This is a genomic window from Proteus cibi, from assembly GCF_003144405.1.
Lineage (GTDB): Bacteria > Pseudomonadota > Gammaproteobacteria > Enterobacterales > Enterobacteriaceae > Proteus > Proteus cibi.
Map to the genome: position 1 here is coordinate 56,696 of NZ_PENW01000003.1, position 18,142 is coordinate 74,837.

General features: G+C 37.4%; 16 protein-coding genes. 9 read left to right on the forward strand and 7 right to left on the reverse strand.

Annotated elements, in window-relative coordinates; all coding sequences use genetic code 11:
* Nucleotides 1-70 precede the first annotated feature (70 nt).
* From DK865_RS00590 to DK865_RS00605, 4 genes are all read right to left on the reverse strand, one after another.
* Nucleotides 71-1,081, reverse strand: a complete 1,011-nt coding sequence (locus tag DK865_RS00590; RefSeq protein WP_023583266.1) for a serine hydrolase domain-containing protein — start codon at nt 1,079-1,081, stop codon at nt 71-73.
* Nucleotides 1,082-1,161: 80 nt separating this feature from the next.
* Entirely contained in the window at nt 1,162-1,371 is a 210-nt protein-coding gene (locus DK865_RS00595) for a 2-hydroxymuconate tautomerase family protein (RefSeq protein ID WP_006534633.1), read from the reverse strand.
* 69 nt (nt 1,372-1,440) lie between these two features.
* Nucleotides 1,441-2,460: an inner membrane protein YhjD gene (gene yhjD / locus DK865_RS00600; RefSeq protein WP_023583267.1), complete on the reverse strand. Its 1,020-nt coding sequence runs from the start codon at nt 2,458-2,460 to the stop codon at nt 1,441-1,443.
* Nucleotides 2,461-2,791: 331 nt separating this feature from the next.
* On the reverse strand, nt 2,792-3,181 hold the full coding sequence (locus DK865_RS00605) for a DUF1090 domain-containing protein (RefSeq protein ID WP_036914376.1): 390 nt from the start codon (nt 3,179-3,181) through the stop codon (nt 2,792-2,794).
* 180 nt (nt 3,182-3,361) lie between these two features.
* Here DK865_RS00605 and DK865_RS00610 point away from each other — a divergent pair, with 180 nt between their 5' ends.
* The 4 genes from DK865_RS00610 to DK865_RS00625 all read left to right on the forward strand — a co-directional run bounded on the left by DK865_RS00610 (nt 3,362) and on the right by DK865_RS00625 (nt 8,287).
* The gene (locus DK865_RS00610; protein WP_109390911.1) at nt 3,362-4,204 is read left to right on the forward strand and encodes a 23S rRNA (adenine(2030)-N(6))-methyltransferase RlmJ; all 843 of its coding nucleotides are present in this window, start codon (nt 3,362-3,364) and stop codon (nt 4,202-4,204) included.
* Between the two features lie 144 nt (nt 4,205-4,348).
* Nucleotides 4,349-5,704, forward strand: coding sequence for a glutathione-disulfide reductase (gene gorA, locus DK865_RS00615; protein ID WP_023583270.1), 1,356 nt, complete (start codon nt 4,349-4,351; stop codon nt 5,702-5,704).
* A 621-nt stretch (nt 5,705-6,325) separates the two neighbouring features.
* A complete protein-coding gene (locus DK865_RS00620; RefSeq protein WP_109390912.1) occupies nt 6,326-7,747 on the forward strand; it encodes an NAD(P)/FAD-dependent oxidoreductase in 1,422 nt (473 codons plus the stop codon).
* A 45-nt stretch (nt 7,748-7,792) separates the two neighbouring features.
* The gene (locus tag DK865_RS00625; protein ID WP_023583272.1) at nt 7,793-8,287 is read left to right on the forward strand and encodes a RidA family protein; all 495 of its coding nucleotides are present in this window, start codon (nt 7,793-7,795) and stop codon (nt 8,285-8,287) included.
* A gap of 144 nt (nt 8,288-8,431) precedes the next feature.
* Here DK865_RS00625 and DK865_RS00630 read toward each other — a convergent pair whose 3' ends face one another.
* Nucleotides 8,432-9,412 carry a LacI family DNA-binding transcriptional regulator gene (locus DK865_RS00630; RefSeq protein WP_109390913.1) on the reverse strand — a complete coding sequence of 327 codons (981 nt, stop codon included), beginning with the start codon at nt 9,410-9,412 and terminating at the stop codon, nt 8,432-8,434.
* 216 nt (nt 9,413-9,628) lie between these two features.
* Between DK865_RS00630 and DK865_RS00635 the strand changes: the two genes are divergently transcribed.
* The gene (locus DK865_RS00635; protein ID WP_109390914.1) at nt 9,629-11,287 is read left to right on the forward strand and encodes a glycoside hydrolase family 13 protein; all 1,659 of its coding nucleotides are present in this window, start codon (nt 9,629-9,631) and stop codon (nt 11,285-11,287) included.
* A 59-nt stretch (nt 11,288-11,346) separates the two neighbouring features.
* Here DK865_RS00635 and mobB read toward each other — a convergent pair whose 3' ends face one another.
* Together mobB and mobA are read right to left on the reverse strand one after the other, a co-directional pair.
* Entirely contained in the window at nt 11,347-11,865 is a 519-nt protein-coding gene (gene mobB, locus DK865_RS00640) for a molybdopterin-guanine dinucleotide biosynthesis protein MobB (protein WP_023583275.1), read from the reverse strand.
* Nucleotides 11,866-11,873: 8 nt separating this feature from the next.
* Nucleotides 11,874-12,458, reverse strand: coding sequence for a molybdenum cofactor guanylyltransferase MobA (gene mobA, locus DK865_RS00645; protein ID WP_109390915.1), 585 nt, complete (start codon nt 12,456-12,458; stop codon nt 11,874-11,876).
* A 221-nt stretch (nt 12,459-12,679) separates the two neighbouring features.
* Here mobA and DK865_RS00650 point away from each other — a divergent pair, with 221 nt between their 5' ends.
* The 4 genes from DK865_RS00650 (at nt 12,680) to polA (ending at nt 18,036) form a co-directional block, all read left to right on the forward strand.
* Nucleotides 12,680-12,949: a YihD family protein gene (locus DK865_RS00650; RefSeq protein WP_023583277.1), complete on the forward strand. Its 270-nt coding sequence runs from the start codon at nt 12,680-12,682 to the stop codon at nt 12,947-12,949.
* A 14-nt stretch (nt 12,950-12,963) separates the two neighbouring features.
* Nucleotides 12,964-13,959, forward strand: a complete 996-nt coding sequence (locus DK865_RS00655) for a serine/threonine protein kinase (RefSeq protein ID WP_023583278.1) — start codon at nt 12,964-12,966, stop codon at nt 13,957-13,959.
* A 20-nt stretch (nt 13,960-13,979) separates the two neighbouring features.
* The gene (gene dsbA / locus DK865_RS00660; protein WP_023583279.1) at nt 13,980-14,603 is read left to right on the forward strand and encodes a thiol:disulfide interchange protein DsbA; all 624 of its coding nucleotides are present in this window, start codon (nt 13,980-13,982) and stop codon (nt 14,601-14,603) included.
* Between the two features lie 634 nt (nt 14,604-15,237).
* Nucleotides 15,238-18,036 carry a DNA polymerase I gene (gene polA, locus DK865_RS00665; protein WP_109390928.1) on the forward strand — a complete coding sequence of 933 codons (2,799 nt, stop codon included), beginning with the start codon at nt 15,238-15,240 and terminating at the stop codon, nt 18,034-18,036.
* Nucleotides 18,037-18,142: the final 106 nt, after the last annotated feature.

The window sequence follows — 18,142 nt, forward strand, 5'->3', positions numbered from 1 at the left end:
ATATATCAGTCATAAAATAGACAAAAAGCCAAAAGTGTTATTGATACATTTTTGGCTTTTATTTTTTGATTTAAAGGCGTTTAAACGCTTCTTTAATAATGGCTATCAAATCTTCGCGGTTATTTCTTTGGGTTGTAAAACCGGCAATAGCAATCTGTTTTTCAGGTAAGTAATAAGCGACAGAGCCCCAATAACCAAGGTGATAGTAAAGTGTGCCTAGGGCAGTTTCTTCTGCCATTAAACCTAAACGATAATTCGCAGCACCTATATGTGAGCCTTGCCATTTCATCTCTTTTAAGGTTGATGGATGCAAGTAAACTCTATCTTCGAAGAGGTCAGCTGTAAATTTAGCTAATTCCAGAGTTGTCATCACAAGTCCGCCACCGCCAAAAGCATCCATTGAAGCATCAATATGAGTACCTTCATGCTCACCTGTAAATTGTCTCGCTCGTGCTTTAGGATGCTTAGGTTGTTGTTCTAAATCTTCCCACCACGTTTGTGGTAAATCTAAGTCTTGAAAATGCAATAATTCACGAACGGCAGTGGCCATATTTTTTCTCATAAATTGGGAAAGAATATCACCTAACAAAATGTATCCTGTATCTGAATAAATGAAGCGTTTCCCTGCCGGAATAATCGGAAAGCCTTGTTGAGCATAGCGCGCTATTTGCTCTTCTCGTGTCCATTTATGAGAGGGATCTTTAATCACCTCGGCAAGATAAGCTTCATTTGCATGATCGAATAATCCACTACTATGGCTTAATAAATGGCGTAGTGTAATGGTTTTAAGATCATACCCTAACTCTAATAATGTCTGTTGATAATTCGAACTTAAGTATTTAGTTATATCATCATCAAGGGACAGTGCATTTTGTTCCCATAAACGTAAAAAAGCAGCAGCGAGAAAGGTTTTCGTATTACTCGCGATTCGAAAAGGCGTATCTACAGTTAATTTTTTCTGGGTACTTTCATCAGCAAATCCGTGCGCCATACCAAAAGGGTACTGAATGCCTGCACCTGTAATATAGATAGCACTTGCTGAAGGTAAGGCATGAAAAGCATCAGTCATTGATTGAACCATAGTTACTTCCTTATCTGTCAGGAAAATAAATCAGCAAAAAGGGTGTACTTGGCACCCTTTATTTATATTGCAGAAATTCTTTATTTACTTTTTGTTGCTGCTCGTAATTCTGTCACTGTTTTACCGCCTATTCCCCAGTTATCTGTTTCAACTTCATCAATGACGACAACGGTAGTTGCTGGGTTTTTACCTAATACATCCACCAAAAGTTGTGTTGCTCCCGCAATGAGTTGCTCTTTTTGCTCTGCGGTTGCACCTTCGCGTGTAATTTTAATATTAACGTATGGCATTATTTTTCCTTATTACGTTATGTATAGACGGTTAATGCAGGGAATTAACCATGTAGTTTTATCATAAAGTTAAGATGTTGATTGCGTTTCAGACAACTGTTCTTTACGCATATTTGGGCCATCAGTGGCGATCCACGCGGCACAAAAGAGCGTTAATCGGGCAAAAAAGTAGAAAAAAGCCATTAAACCTATTACTGAACCAAATGCGGCACCTGAAGGTGAGCTTGCGATTTTGGGTAGCATCCATGTCATGACAGATTTCAATATTTCAAAACCAATGGCAGCGATCAGTGTGCCTTTAATAAGTGAAATTCGTTTTGGTTGATGACGGGGCAAGATCCACAATATCCATAAAAAGAGTAAATAGTTTGCAGTAATGGAAATAGTTAAGCCGATGGTTGTCCAGGCTGGCGTTAACCATTCAATACCGTCTAATCCCAATGTGTGAACAATCATTCTTTGGGCTGAGCCAGCCACAGAAGTGAGTGTAATAGTGACAATTAACGCAAAAAGTAAGCCAATTAGCGCTAAAAAGTCACGAAAGTAGCGAAAATAGATTTTCTCTTGCTCTTCTTTGTTTCTTTCCCAAACGGGGCGTGATTGCGCCAAAATGGCTTGGCGTAAATTACCTACCCAATTAACACCAGAATAAAGAGCAATAGCTAAACCCGTTAAACCAACGGTGGTACGCTGGCGAACAGCGGTATCAATACTTTGTTGAACCGTAGATGCAAGCGTTGGATCGTCAATGCTATTGGCGACGCCTGTAATTAATTTCGCAAGTAAATCTGGGTTTGAGGCTAAAACAAAACCCGCACAAGCAAAGGAAAGCATTAATACAGGAATTAATGATAAGAATGAAAAATAGGTAATCGCGGCGCCAAACTGATTTCCCATTCTGTCAGTAAAGCGTTCGGCGGTGCGAATAAGATGTGCAATAAAAGGGATGTTAGTAATAAAATTACTGATTTTTATTCCAATACCGATGGCTTTTTTTCCGCCATGGAGCCCTTTTTCCAGCCCTTTTTTGAGCGGCTGAGTCAGTTGAGTTTTTTCGTTCTCTGTTTTGGGTTGCTGCTCTTCTGACATATATCCTCTTTAATTAGATCTGTCCATTTTTAATAATTGAGTGTCACTACTATAGTTTTCACTCAAAAATATCATAGCTTAATTTCTATTACACACCTTATGCTTATTGTAATTAGCCACTGATTTAGGAGATGTATTTGTTTGTTCTGGCTTAAGTGTAGATGATGCTCTATCAAAAGGCGTAGATAATCTTGTACTTAATAAAGGATAAAAAAACCAATACTGCAATTCTGAAATTAAGTGTAGTTTAATAAGAGAATGGCTACTCACTTATTGTTTTATTCTGCATTTCACAGTCAAATAAGGAGTAGACATTAATTACTGATGATAACTATTTTGTCAGTAGATTTAATTCTTCTTCAATTGCTTTTAAATCTGCTTTTTCTTCAGCTAGCTTTCTTTCTTGCTTAGCAATTTTATCTGCATCACCTTTAAGTTGTGCTTCTTTTAATTCAAGCTCACGTTCTTTAACATCAAGTTGTTTTTCACGTAATTCAAGGCGCGTGTTCTCAACTACTTTTTCAGGTGTGCAATAGCGTTCAACATTTTGTAATGCTCTTTCCAAGCCTTGGATACGATATTGATTACCATGTGCTTTTGCATATTCCATCTGTTTTTGGATATTCTGTTTTTTTATCTCGCAGCCATTGGTTGATCTATCTGCATAAGCATGACTTGTTAGTAAGCTTAAGGCGATGGCAGTAAAAAGTAATTTTTTCATCATTCTATCCTAGTTAAACTTAAGTGAAATATGGCGTTATCATAACGGTTGAATACTAAGACACAACGTTTCTTTCGCTTTCAATGAAGAAGTTCGGCTTTTTCTGATACACTGAGTTTAATCACGATTTCAGAGTAAATTAATTACTAAGCTATACTTATTTCTAACGGAAGATAAAGAATGCTGAGCTATCGCCATAGTTTCCATGCTGGCAACCACGCCGATGTTTTAAAACATATTGTTCAAACACTCATCATTGAGTCTTTAAAAGAGAAAGAGAAACCTTTTCTTTATCTTGATACTCATGCTGGCGCTGGACGTTATCAATTAACCAATGCTCATGCGACTCGCACTGGCGAATATTTAGAAGGGATCGCACGCTTATGGCAGCAAGAAGAAGTGCCTGAGCTTATTTTGCCTTACCTTGAAGCAGTTGGAGAATTAAATGCAAGTGGGGAACTGCGTTATTATCCAGGATCACCTCTATTAGCGGGTAAATTACTAAGAGAACAAGATTCTTTAGTGTTAACAGAATTACATCCAACGGATTTTCCTTTATTACGTACCGAATTTTCTCGTGATGAGCGAGTTCGAGTTTCTCGTGAAGATGGGTTTGGTCAATTAAAATCTAAGTTACCTCCACCAAGTCGTCGTGGATTCGCATTAATAGATCCACCTTATGAACTTAAGCAAGACTATTCTGCGGTTGTTAAAGGTGTTGTTGATGGTCATAAGCGTTTTGCGACAGGAACTTATGCGATTTGGTATCCTGTAGTTCACCGTCAGCAAATCAAACGCATGCTAAAAGAGCTTGAAGCCACTGGGATCCGTAAGATTTTACAAATTGAATTGGCAGTAAAACCCGATAGTGATCAACTCGGGATGACAGCATCAGGCATGATTGTGATTAATCCGCCTTGGAAATTAGAATCACAAATGAAATCGATACTCCCTTGGTTACATAAAACCTTAGTTCCTGAGGGGATTGGACATACATTAGTTGAGTGGGTTGTACCAGAATAAGCATCTTTATTATTGTTTTTGCCTATTACTGTAAAAGCTAAAATCTGACGTGCTATGTTTTAAACTTTGTCATAATAGACATCATGATATGAAAGACTTAGCCTGTGAGTTACCTATTTTTCTACAGATAAATGGATCAGAGAAATGACGAGCAAACATTACGATTACATCGCCATCGGTGGCGGTAGTGGCGGTATTGCATCAATTAATAGAGCAGCAATGTATGGTCAAAAATGCGCATTAATTGAAGCGAAAGCATTAGGTGGCACTTGTGTTAACGTGGGTTGTGTACCTAAAAAAGTGATGTGGCATGCAGCGCAAATTGCTGAAGCTATTCATCAATACGGCCCTGATTATGGTTTTGATACCACCGTGAACCGTTTTGATTGGGATACGCTGATCAGCAGCCGTTCTGCTTATATTGATCGTATTCATCAATCTTATGACCGTGTCTTAGGTAATAACAAAGTTGATGTTATCCAAGGGTTTGCTCGTTTTGTTGATGCCAATACTATTGAAGTTAATGGTGAAAAGATCACGGCTGATAATATTCTGATTGCAACAGGGGGGCGTCCTGTTCAACCTAATATTCCAGGTGCTGAGTATGGTATTAATTCTGATGGTTTCTTTGAATTAAAAGCTTTACCAAAACGCGTTGCTGTTGTTGGCGCCGGTTATATCGCGGTTGAACTTGCTGGTGTGTTAAATGCTTTAGGTAGTGAAACACATCTATTTGTACGTAAACATGCACCACTGCGTAATTTTGACCCATTAATCGTTGAAACACTGTTAGAAGTGATGGAAACAGAAGGGCCTAAGTTACATACACATGCTATTCCTAAAGCGGTGATTAAGAATGCAGATGGAAGTTTAACGCTACAACTGGAAAACGGCACAGAACAGACAGTTGATACATTAATCTGGGCAATTGGTCGTGAGCCAGCAACAGATAACCTGAATCTGGCGGCAACGGGTGTGGAGTTAAATGAAAAAGGCTATATTAACGTCGATAAATTCCAAAATACCAATGTAAAAGGAATTTATGCGGTGGGCGATAATACAGGGGCAGTGGAATTAACGCCTGTTGCTGTTGCCGCAGGGCGTCGTTTATCAGAACGTTTATTTAACAACAAACCTAACGAACACTTAGACTATTCAAATATCCCAACGGTTGTATTTAGCCATCCTGCTATTGGTACTGTTGGCTTAACAGAGCCTCAAGCCGTTGAGCAATACGGTGCAGATCAAGTCAAAGTGTACAAATCATCTTTCACCGCAATGTATAGTGCTGTGACTCGTCATCGTCAACCGTGTCGTATGAAGTTAGTTTGTGTTGGTGCAGACGAAAAAATTGTTGGTATTCATGGTATTGGTTTTGGTATGGATGAAATGCTACAAGGTTTTGCGGTGGCACTGAAAATGGGTGCAACGAAAAAAGACTTTGATGATACTGTGGCAATCCACCCAACAGCAGCAGAAGAATTTGTGACGATGAGATAAGCCATTTCTATTTATAGAGCTTAAGCTTATTTTTATTATTACGTGAAAAGCTAGAGTTAACCCTCTGGCTTTTTTATTGAAAATTTGTACTGACTTGGGTTTTATTTTGCACTCAAATATCCTCTTTTCTAGGCTTTTTCCCAAAAGCACATTCTTCTATTTACTGACCAACAAACCAGTTATTAAGTGAGATGACTTGTTTTGTAAAAATAAGGTTATTACATAGCCAAGATCATCTTTTTATTTTATGCAATTGTGCGATAGGTTTTGCTTGTTTTGTAAACAATATTTTACAGTTCCTCCTTGTTGTTTGTATCAATATGTTAATTATTTAAACAATTACTTTTTCTGTTAAAAATTTCTTTCTTTCTTATTATTTCATTATTTATCAACGAATAATGAATGAGCTTCTGCTATTGCTAATTCATTAAATGATGGGTTTCTATGAAAAAAAACGGTTAAAGTAACCATATTGTATCTATGGATATTGTTATTCTAAGAAACGGTTAACAAATAATTATAATTATTAACAATATAATGAACTATGGTATTATTCAGTTTTAAAGAAATAAATGAATAACATTATAAATATAAATGGTAAATCCATTACTGAGGTAGAAGATGAAAATTTCAAGGAGAAAGCTGCTTTTAGGTGTTGGTGCTGCAGGCGTTTTAGCTGGTGGTGCCGCGTTAGTTCCAATGGTTCGCCGGGATGGTAAATTCGTTGAAGCTAAATCTAGAGCATCATTTGTCGAAGGTACAGAAGGTGCGCTGCCTAAAGAGTCTGATGCAGTGATTATTGGTGGTGGTATCCAAGGTATCATGACCGCTATCAACCTTGCAGAACGTGGCATGAGTGTCACTATTTTAGAAAAAGGCGAGATTGGTGGTGAACAATCAGGCCGAGCATACAGCCAAATTATTAGTTATCAAACATCACCAGAAATTTTCCCATTACACCATTACGGGAAAATCTTATGGCGTGGAATGAACGAGAAAATTGGTGCTGATACCAGTTATCGCACACAAGGTCGTGTAGAAGCTCTTGCTGATGAAAAAGCATTTGATAAAGCTCAAGCGTGGATCAAAACAGCAAAAGAAACTGCGGGATTCGATACACCATTAAATACTCGCATCATTAAAGGTGAAGAGTTATCAAACCGTCTTGTTGGTGCTCAAACACCATGGACTGTTGCCGCTTTTGAAGAAGATTCAGGTTCTGTTGATCCAGAAACAGGAACACCTGCATTAGCGCGCTACGCTAAACAAATTGGCGTGAAAATTTATACCAATTGTGCGGTAAGAGGCATTGAAACTGCGGGTGGTAAAATTTCTGATGTTGTAACAGAAAAAGGCGCAATTAGAACATCTCATGTTGTTCTTGCGGGGGGGATTTGGTCACGTTTATTTATGGGTAACATGGGTATTGATATTCCAACCCTGAATGTTTACTTATCACAACAACGTGTATCAGGTGTTCCTGGCGCACCTCGTGGTAACGTGCATTTACCGAATGGTATCCACTTCCGTGAACAAGCTGATGGTACTTATGCTGTCGCACCGCGTATTTTCACCAGTTCGATTGTGAAAGATAGCTTCTTATTAGGACCTAAGTTCATGCACCTATTAGGAGGTGGTGAGCTACCATTAGAATTCTCTATCGGTGAAGACTTGTTTAATTCATTCAAGATACCAACATCTTGGAAATTAGATGAAAAAACACCGTTTGAGCAATACCGCATTGCAACAGCAACACAAAATACTGAGCACTTAGATGCTGTATTCCAAAGAATGAAAGCTGAATTCCCAGTATTTGAAAAATCACAAGTTGTTGAACGTTGGGGGGCAGTAGTTAGCCCAACATTTGATGAATTACCTATTATTTCTGAAGTCAAAGAATACCCAGGTCTAGTTATTAATACGGCTACTGTATGGGGTATGACTGAAGGCCCAGCAGCAGGTGAAGTCACTGCTGATATCGTAACGGGCAAAAAACCAGTTATTGATCCAACACCATTTAGTATGGATCGCTTTAAGAAGTAAATAACCCCTTGTTTTACTGTAAATTAAACATGTTAAGGAGTTTTCATGCGTTATAAAAGTTTACTTGTTGCCCTGCCTTTTATCTTTGGTGTAGCAAGCGCGAATGCGGAGGGTGTTGTGCACCATAAATTAAACGGTATGCCTATTTCTGAATCTGTTGAAGTGAGTGCAGCTAATAACCTCGTATTCTTAAGCGGTAAAGTACCGGCTAAGAAATCAGCAGATGCACCAGAAGGCGTATTAGCGTCTTATGGTAACACTGAAGAACAAACTATCAGTGTATTAGAACAAATCAAAACGCACTTAAATGAACTTGGCCTAGACATGAAAGACGTTGTTAAAATGCAAGTCTTCCTAGTTGGTGGTGAAGAAACTAAGGGTGAGATGGACTTTAAAGGCTTTATGGATGGTTATTCTAAGTACTTTGATGCTTCGAAAACTGACCAACTGCCAGCACGCTCAACTTTCCAAATCGCTAAACTGGCAAATCCAGCATGGCGTGTAGAAATTGAAGTTATCGCTGTTCGTCCTGCAAAATAAGAACGATCGCGTTTACTCAATTTCGACGTAAAACATAATTGAATAAAACGCCAAAGAGGGACAACTTTCTTTGGCGTTTTTTATGATATCAACACATTATGGCAATGTTTCAACACCAAACTGTGATAAGAATTGAATCAACAATTAACTACTTTCACCTTGGATAAATCGCACCGGAATAACAGAGACATTATCTGTTATTTCTTTATTCTCAATTAATGCACTAATCACTTCTACACTTTTTTCAGCTAGTTTTTCAAAAGGCTGTTCAATACAAGTTAATTGGCGCAGTGTTTGGCTTAACCACGGGCTGCCATCGTAAGCAACAATTTTTAATTGTTCAGGAATGGCAATATTTCGCCTTGTTGCTTCATTAAATAATGCCATCGCGGGAATATCAGCAGCAAAAATAGCATCGATATCTGAATGCAAAGAAAGTGTTTTTGTTGCAAAGGAGTGGAAATAGTCTTTCTCTTCTTTTTTCCAATTTACTTTGCAAGGAATAGGTTTAATACCTGCCTGAATAAGTGTTTCTTTAAAAGCCAAACAGCTTTGATATGAAGGGGTGGATGATAAATAACTTGAATTATCTTCAATATAGAGGATTTTTTGGCAGCCCTTTTGAATAAGGTGTTCTGCTGCTAATCGACCACCAGTATGGTGATCGGAACAAACTAATGGAATATCACGAAGATGACGATCTAGCGTTACCACGGGTCTTTGAATATGCTGATATTCACTATCATTCAATAACAGATATTCTGCAATAATACCGTCGATCTGACCGCGTTTAAGCATATCAAAAAATATACGTTCACGTACTTTGCTATTTTGGGTTGCACATAACATCATGCTATAGCCGTTTTCAGCGAGTTTATTTTCAATAAAACGTGTCACTGTCGCAAAATAAGGGTATTCAAGGCTATTAATAATGACACCAACAACAGCACTTTTTTGTTGATATAAATTTCTTAGCCAAGTATCTGGAATATAATCTAATTCCTCTACCGCTTTTTTTATTTTTTCTCGCGCAGCTTGAGACACATAACCACTGTTATTTAATGCTCTAGAAACAGTGCTTGCTGCGACATTGGCTTTTTTTGCGACATCACGGATCCCGGCCATTGAATATGCTGTTGCTCCTTTCAATTAGTTGATGACCTAATATATCTTAATATGATTATGACAAACCCATCTTTATTGAGGTAATTGTGTTTTTTTAGTATGAGCTATTTCACATTTTAGTATGTTAATTACCTTGCTCTCTCTTTTAGTGCTTATAGTATCTTATATTAACTATGGAACAGTTCCATAAATACTAATTACCTTGGTGAGGTGAATATGTCTAATACTTGGTGGAAAGAAGCCGTGGTTTATCAAATTTATCCCAAGAGTTATTATGATAGTAACGGAGATGGTATTGGGGATTTAGCTGGGATCACAGAGAAATTAGATTATATTCAGTCACTCGGTACCAACGTTATTTGGTTATGTCCTATTTTTAAATCGCCAATGAAAGACAATGGTTATGATATTGCAGATTATTCTGTTGTCGATCCTATCTTTGGCGATAATAACGAGTTAGATAAACTTATTAGCGAAGCTAAAAAACGTGATATAAAAATTCTATTAGATTTAGTATTAAATCATTCTTCTAATGAACATCCATGGTTTAAAGCTGCAATTGAAGATCCTAATAGCCCATATAACGATTATTATATTTTTAAACAATGGGATAAGCCGACTCCCCCTAATAATTTGCGCACTTATTTTGATTGCTCTGTTTGGAGTCGCGTTGGAAAAACTAATCGTTGGTATTTCAATTCCTTTGGCCCTGAACAGCCGGACTTAAATTGGGAAAACCCGCAATTACGTAAAGACATTATCGATATGATAAATGTCTGGATCAAAAAAGGTGTTGCAGGATTTCGCATTGATGCGATTGGTAATTTAAAAAAATCTCCTGAAGCCTTATCAGAATATCAATTTGAACCTGATAAAGATGATGGTTCTGCATCTTTAGTACCTTGGGTTTTAAATCAACCGGGTATTGATAAGTTTTTAACAGAATTAGTTGAGAATACTTTTAAGCCTGCAAATAGCATGACAGTTGCAGAAATTGATGTACCGGAAAAAGATTTACGTGCTTATGTTGGTGAGAATGGGTATTTCTCTATGGTATTTGATTTTAGTATCGCGGACTTAGATATTCGCAATGAAAAGCCATTCACCATTAATCCAATCACAGGCGAAAGATTAAAACCTGTATTTATTAAAAGCCAACTAGATACTCAACGAGTAGGTTGGGGAGCACCTTATTTAGAAAATCATGATCAACCTCGTTCATTAAATAAATTTCTCCCTAAGGGAGGCATTAATCTTATTAGTGCCAAAATGTTAGCAACATTTTTATTAACTCAACGAGGAACGCCTTTTATTTATCAAGGGCAAGAAATCGGTATGACAAATTGCCCTATGACATTAGCGGAACATGATGATTTACATGTTTTTAAATTGTATGAATGGGGTAATAAATTAGGTTATAGCGATAAGCAAATCATTGAATATTTTAATGACCGTAGCCGTGATAATTCAAGAACACCATTCCAATGGAATAGTGAAATAAATGGTGGTTTTAGTACGGGTAAACCATGGTTAAAAGTTAACCCTAACTATGTTGATATTAACGCACAGAAAGAAACGCAAGATAAGCACTCTCTTTTTTCTTATTACCAACAATTAATTGCATTAAGACGTCATTCAGAGATCAGTGATATTTTGATTTATGGTGAGTTTTTACCATTAGATCCACCAGCAAATGTGATTGCTTTTAAGCGTACTTATGAAGATAACTCAATCAATATTTACTGTAATTTTAGTGATGAAGAAAAAGCGCTAACCATTAAAGCGAAAGACATTTATTTGCATAACAGCCCAATAGTGGAAAATGCACAAGGCGACCTTATCCTTCAGCCTTATCAAGCTATTATTTTTGCTTAACGTCCTCTATTTGATTGAGAATAAAGCGCCTTTATAGGGCGCTTTATTCTTTGCGACTTTTATTTCGTCTGTTTCAGCCAATCTGCAATAAATTCTGCAATAGCCTCGGGTGCGTTAATATCTAGTAGTGGAAAATCCACACTTAAATCACAATCGCTGGCGACGGCAATAACATGCTCATCAAGTAAATCATTAAAATCACGCTCGTTGATATGGCGATAAAGTGCAATTTTAGGAATAGTTTCGCCTTTAAATCCTTCGACTAAGATTAAATCTAGCTTACTTGCATCAAAACGAGATGCGAGGTAATACAAATCTAATTCTGGTTGTTCTGGCGTCTCTGTCATTAATGCCCAACGTTGTTGGCTTGCGACTAATGTCTGATCGGCACCTGCTTTTCTTAGCTCGTAGCTATCTTTTCCAGGTTTATCCACATCCATATCATGATGAGTGTGTTTGATCATGCCTACACGAATTTCTCTTTTGCGTAATTGTGGAATAAGTTGTTTTAGTAGTGTTGTTTTACCGGTTCCACTCCATGCCGTGATCCCTAAAAGGGGTAGATCAACTTGTGCCATTTTTATTCCTATTTTTTTAATTTGTTGGCTTTTTCAATATCGTCAGCGGTATTTAAATTAATAAAAGCACTCGCTTGATCCGCGAATAAAACCGGATGTGCATTTATCTGCTTCATAAACAACATTAATTTTCGATCACCTTGTGCTAAATAAGCTTCTAGCATAGGAATAACACGACGATTTAGCAGTGCTAAGGTAGGATGTTCTCTTTCACCATCATTAACATAAACGGCTAATGCTTCACCTCTTTGCTCATAGAGTTTTTCAACTAAATTAAGAGGAAAATAGGGGACATCGCAAGGTACAAAGGCAACCCAAGGTGTTGAAGCTTGTTTTAATAACGTGAGCATACCCGCTAAAGGCCCTGAGAATCCTTCTATTTCATCTGTAATAACAGGATATTGGCTTTGGCGATATTGCTCTAAATTTCGGTTAGCACTAATCAGTATATTATCCACTTGAGGTGCTAGTTTTTGGGCAATATGCTGGTATAAAGGCTGTCCATGTAGAATTTGAAGCCCTTTATCAGCCCCCCCCATTCGTGTTGCTTGGCCACCCGCAAGTATACCACCTGTAATATTCTTCATTTTCATATTCAATATTTGTGAATAAATTGGCTAAAATTTCCGAACGATTTTTATCAAATAAAGACGATATACTAAGTAAGAAGTATCGACTTAATGAGATTTCATGTAAAGCGACAGCAATTTTTATCAAAAAAGCGTAATCTTTACGCATATTGACAGAGGTTTCCTTTTTCTATCAGATAATAATTGGTACTTTGTTGTTGTAATTAATAATAAGGATTTTTTGTATGAAATGTCACCGTCTTAATGAAGTTATGGAATTATTGCACCCAGTTTGGGAAGAAAATTCTGATTTAAACTTAATTCAATTATTGCAGAAACTGGCTGATGAAGCGGGTTTTAAAGGTCAATTATCTGATCTGACTGATGATATTTTGATTTACCATCTGAAAATGCGCGGTTCAGCACCGACAGATGTGATACCAGGACTGAAAAAAGATTACGAAGAAGATTTTAAAACTGCGATTTTACGAGCTCGTGGCGTGATTAAAGATTAAATTCAGGATAGAAAATGGAAATATCTGCCTCATTTAATTTTCAGGGACTTTCACCTGATAACATTTGGGACGCGTTAGTTAAAATCGGTTTTTATCCTGAGTCAGGGTTAACAGAATTAAATAGCTATGAAAATCGTGTTTTTCAATTTATGGATGAGCATCGACAACGTTATGTGGTGAAATTTTATCGTCCTCAACGCTGGTCGTATGAACAAATAAAAGAAGAACATGAATTTGTTTTAGCATTAAAAGAGGCTGAGGTACCCGTTGCTGCCCCTTTAATGATTAATAGTGAGACAGTTCATCTTTCTGATGATGGCTTTTATTTTGCAATATTCCCCAGCATAGGGGGAAGAGCATATGAAACTGATAATTTATTTCAGCTAGAAGAAGTTGGACGCACATTAGGGCGCATTCACCAAATAGGCAGAAAAAAGAGTTATGAGTATCGACCTACAGTTTCTATTGCAGAATATCTCATAGCGCCAAAATTAGAATTTGAAAGTAGTGCGTTAATTCCTAATAACCTCAAACTTCAATTTATAGAGGTTATAGATAAACTTATTCATGATGTACGTCCCAGAATAGAGGATTCTACATGGCAAATATTACGGCTACATGGTGATTGCCATCCCGGTAATATATTGTGGCGTGATGAAGTTGTAATGGTTGATTTTGATGATTCCCGAATGGGACCGGCAGTACAAGACTTTTGGATGTTATTAAATGGCTCACGGCAAGAGCAGATTATACAGTTAGATACGATCCTTGAGTCTTATTATGAATACCAAGATTTTGATTTACGTGAATTGTCATTAATTGAACCACTAAGAGCAATGAGAATGGTGCATTATCTCGCGTGGGTATTAAAACGCTGGAATGATCCTGCTTTCCCTCGCGCTTTTGTTTGGTTTCAAGAGCAAGATTTTTGGTTTAAACAATTAGCCTTATTCAAGGGACAAGTGGAGCAACTAAACGAGCCTCCTTTACAACTTAGCCCAATGTATTAATTCTTAGGAGATGATGAGAAATGAAAAAGATTTGGCTGGCGTTAGCAAGTATCGTGTTAGCATTCAGTGTTTCTGCTGCTGATATTTCTGAGGGAAAACAGTACACTAACCTTTCTAAACCTGTTGCATCAGCGCCTGATGTTGTTGAGTTTTTCTCTTTTTATTGCCCACATTGTTATCAATTTTCTGAAGTGTATAAAGTCAATAGCACCGTTGAAAAGAACGCACCAGAAAATACCAATATTGTCCGTTATCACGTTGATTTCTTAGGACCTTTAGGTAAAGATTTAACACGTTCTTGGGCTGTGGCAATGGCATTAGGTGTTGAAGATCAAGTTTCTCCTGTTTTATTTAAAGGTATTCAAGAAACGCAATCTATTCGTTCTGTTGACGATATCCGTAATGCCTTTATTAATGCCGGCGTTAAAGGCGAAGATTATGATGCAGCAATGAATAGTTTTGTTGTGAATTCTTTAGTTAGCCAACAACAAAATGCTGTCGCTGATTTCCAAATCAATGGTGTTCCTGCCATGATAATTGGCGGTAAATATAAAATGAAAAATGATGGTATCAGCGCAAAATCACCAGAAGAGTATGCAAAAACATATTCTGAAATTGTGAATCAATTATTGCTGAAAAAATAATATAGGCTTAATTTTTCCTATATAGACTAAGTAAAAGTATATAGATTTTTATATGAAAAATAGCACTCAAGAAATAAGAGTGCTATTTTTTTACTTTCATATTTTTGTCATAATACAACTATCCACATTAATAAAAAATACTACGATTAATTTATAATATCTTAATGAATTCGCTAAGTGATTGATTTTTTAATTATGTTAATAAATTGGAAAGGAAGCTAACTTATTAATATAGAGAGGGTTACAAAACTACTCACAGAGTTATCCACAGGTTGTTTTGCTATTAGCTAAAAAATAAATCCTTAATAAAAAAAGATGACACTAATACGAACATTAATATTAATGATGAGTAAATAGCGCTATCTTAAATACGTTTAAACTTACACTGTAAGTTTACTTTTTAGTCTTTTTTTAATTGAGATAAAATGAAAGAATATTGCTTATGATAAAAAAGTCCTTTAATTACTATTAAGTTATCATTCATACTTATTTTTTCTGTTAAGTTCGGCTAATAATAAATAATTGAGTAATTAAGCCGAATTTCTGCATTTAAGAACAGGTAATATTCGTCTATTGCGCTGTGATGTGGCATTCTAGTCATATCAACGAACCTCAGAACAATGATGAACAGATTATGGTCCAGATAGCAGAAAACCCCTTTATCCTTGTAGATGGCTCCTCATATCTTTACCGCGCCTATCATGCATTCCCACCGCTAACCAATAGCCAAGGTGAACCAACGGGTGCGATGTACGGTGTGTTGAACATGCTACGTAGCCTGATAATACAGTATAAACCAAGCCATGTTGCGGTTGTGTTTGACGCTAAAGGTAAAACATTCCGTGATGAGTTGTATGAGGAATATAAATCTAATCGGCCTCCAATGCCGGATGATTTACGTGAACAAATAGCGCCTTTACATGAGATGGTGCAAGCCATGGGCTTACCCTTGTTATCTATTTCAGGTGTGGAAGCGGATGACGTTATTGGAACATTGGCACTAAAAGCAGCTGCGGATGGACATGATGTCTTAATAAGCACCGGTGATAAAGATATGGCGCAATTAGTGACGCCAAAGATCACGCTGATTAACACGATGACTAACGTCATTTTAGGCCCTGATGAAGTTAAAGAAAAATATGGCGTTCCTCCTGAACTGATTATTGATTTTCTCGCCTTAATGGGTGATTCATCTGATAACATCCCTGGTGTTCCGGGGGTGGGTGAGAAAACGGCATTAGGTCTTTTACAAGGGCTTGGTAGTTTAGATGAAATCTATCAACAGCTGGATAATATCGCAACGTTAAGTTTCCGTGGAGCTAAAACACTTGGCGCTAAAATGGCTGAGCATGAGAAAGTGGCAAAACTTTCTTATAAGCTAGCAACGATTAAAACGGATGTTGAACTCGATAAAACGTTTGATGACTTAGTGGTTAATGAGCCAAATTTAGATCAATTATTAGAGATGTTCACGCGTTATGAATTTAAACGCTGGATAAGTGATCTTCAAAATGGCGGATGGTTAGCACAACGTAGTACACAAAAAGTGGCGGTGCCTTACACCTCAGAAGCCGTTAAACCCAAAGAAGCACCAGTCTCAGCTAATTTTCCTGTTATTACGCAAGAGAATTATGACGCTATTTTAACGCATGAAAGCCTAGCGCGATGGGTTGAGCGCCTCAAAAAAGCACCTGCATTTGCATTCGATACAGAAACGGACAGCTTAAATAATATTGATGCTCGTTTAGTGGGATTGTCATTTGCTATTGAGCCGGGTAAAGCCGCTTATATTCCATTGCGTCATGAGTATTTAGATGCGCCAGACCAACTACCTGTTAATGAAGTGCTCGCGGCATTAAAACCCATTTTAGAAGATAAAAATATTTTAAAAATTGGGCAAAACTTGAAGTTTGACCGTGGCATTATGGAAAATGAAGGTATCGAATTAAACGGTATTCATTTTGATACGATGTTGGAATCTTACGTATTAAATAGCGTGAGTAATCGACATGATATGGATACTTTGGCTGAAAAACATTTAAATCATAAAACCACAACATTTGAAGAAATTGCGGGTAAAGGTAAAGGGCAACTGACGTTTAACCAAATTGAGGTTGAGCAAGCGACGTTATATGCCGCTGAAGATGCCGATATCACTTTATTACTCCATCAAGCGCTATATCCTCAAATAGAAGCCATTGAGCCTCTAAAACATGTTTACCGCGATATTGAAATGCCATTAGTCCCTGTGCTTTCTAGAATGGAGCGCAAGGGGGTATTAATTGATGCCCAAGTGTTAGCTGTTCAATCTCAAGAAATCACACAACGTTTAGCTGAAATTGAAAAAGAGACGTTTGCGTTAGCAGGACAAGAATTTAATCTCTCTTCACCTAAACAGTTACAAGAAATCTTATTTGATAAACTGCAATTACCTGTTATCAAGAAAACCCCGAAAGGGGCGCCATCTACCAATGAAGAAGTGTTGGAAGAATTAGCGCATAGCCATGAATTACCTCGTTTGATTTTAGAGCATCGAGGTCTTGCGAAACTAAAATCTACCTATACAGATAAATTGCCGTTGATGGTGAATAGTAAAACGAAGCGTGTACATACTTCATATCATCAAGCGGTAACGGCAACAGGGCGCTTGTCTTCTCGCGATCCGAATCTTCAAAATATCCCAGTGAGAAATGAAGAAGGGCGTCGAATTCGCCAAGCATTTATTGCGCGTGATGGCTTTAAAATTGTTGCTGCCGACTATTCACAAATTGAATTACGGATCATGGCACATTTATCGCAAGATAAAGGCTTGTTAGATGCTTTTGCTCAAGGTAAAGATATTCACCGTGCAACGGCATCTGAAGTGTTTGGTATACCTTTAGAAGACGTTACTTCAGAGCAACGCCGTAGTGCGAAAGCGATCAACTTTGGTCTTATTTATGGCATGAGCGCATTTGGCTTATCACAACAGATTGGTGTTGAGAGAAGAGAAGCTCAGCGTTATATGGATCTCTATTTTGAACGCTATCCGGGTGTCTTGGACTATATGGAGCGCACACGTAAACAGGCTTCTGAACAAGGTTATGTTGAAACGTTAGATGGTCGTCGCCTTTATTTGCCAGAAATTAACTCAAAGAATGCCATTCGTCGTAAAGCGTCAGAGCGAGAGGCGATTAATGCGCCAATGCAAGGTACAGCTGCGGATATTATCAAAAAAGCAATGATTGCGGTGGATAATTGGATTTGCAATGAATGTCCTGCTGATGTGCATATGATTATGCAAGTACACGATGAATTAGTGTTTGAAGTGCGAGAGTCTTATCTAGAGAACGCAAATATCATGATCCATAAATTGATGGAAAGCAGTATGGAATTGGCTATTCCGTTGAAAGTTGAAGTGGGTGTTGGCAATAACTGGGATGAAGCACACTAGTTTTTAAATACTATTCTTAACAAGAAAAGGGCACAGGATTGTGCCTTTTTCTATATACAAGAAAAGCTCGGTTAATGACCGAGCTTTTTTATGTCAAAACTTATCA

Coding starts and splice junctions, on each gene's coding strand:
- DK865_RS00590 (WP_023583266.1), bottom strand. CDS start 1,081: ATGGTTCAATCAATGACTGATGCTTTTCATGCCTTACCTTCAGCAAGT.
- DK865_RS00595 (WP_006534633.1), bottom strand. CDS start 1,371: ATGCCATACGTTAATATTAAAATTACACGCGAAGGTGCAACCGCAGAG.
- yhjD (WP_023583267.1), bottom strand. CDS start 2,460: ATGTCAGAAGAGCAGCAACCCAAAACAGAGAACGAAAAAACTCAACTG.
- DK865_RS00605 (WP_036914376.1), bottom strand. CDS start 3,181: ATGAAAAAATTACTTTTTACTGCCATCGCCTTAAGCTTACTAACAAGT.
- DK865_RS00610 (WP_109390911.1), top strand. CDS start 3,362: ATGCTGAGCTATCGCCATAGTTTCCATGCTGGCAACCACGCCGATGTT.
- gorA (WP_023583270.1), top strand. CDS start 4,349: ATGACGAGCAAACATTACGATTACATCGCCATCGGTGGCGGTAGTGGC.
- DK865_RS00620 (WP_109390912.1), top strand. CDS start 6,326: ATGAAAATTTCAAGGAGAAAGCTGCTTTTAGGTGTTGGTGCTGCAGGC.
- DK865_RS00625 (WP_023583272.1), top strand. CDS start 7,793: ATGCGTTATAAAAGTTTACTTGTTGCCCTGCCTTTTATCTTTGGTGTA.
- DK865_RS00630 (WP_109390913.1), bottom strand. CDS start 9,412: ATGGCCGGGATCCGTGATGTCGCAAAAAAAGCCAATGTCGCAGCAAGC.
- DK865_RS00635 (WP_109390914.1), top strand. CDS start 9,629: ATGTCTAATACTTGGTGGAAAGAAGCCGTGGTTTATCAAATTTATCCC.
- mobB (WP_023583275.1), bottom strand. CDS start 11,865: ATGGCACAAGTTGATCTACCCCTTTTAGGGATCACGGCATGGAGTGGA.
- mobA (WP_109390915.1), bottom strand. CDS start 12,458: ATGAAAATGAAGAATATTACAGGTGGTATACTTGCGGGTGGCCAAGCA.
- DK865_RS00650 (WP_023583277.1), top strand. CDS start 12,680: ATGAAATGTCACCGTCTTAATGAAGTTATGGAATTATTGCACCCAGTT.
- DK865_RS00655 (WP_023583278.1), top strand. CDS start 12,964: ATGGAAATATCTGCCTCATTTAATTTTCAGGGACTTTCACCTGATAAC.
- dsbA (WP_023583279.1), top strand. CDS start 13,980: ATGAAAAAGATTTGGCTGGCGTTAGCAAGTATCGTGTTAGCATTCAGT.
- polA (WP_109390928.1), top strand. CDS start 15,238: ATGGTCCAGATAGCAGAAAACCCCTTTATCCTTGTAGATGGCTCCTCA.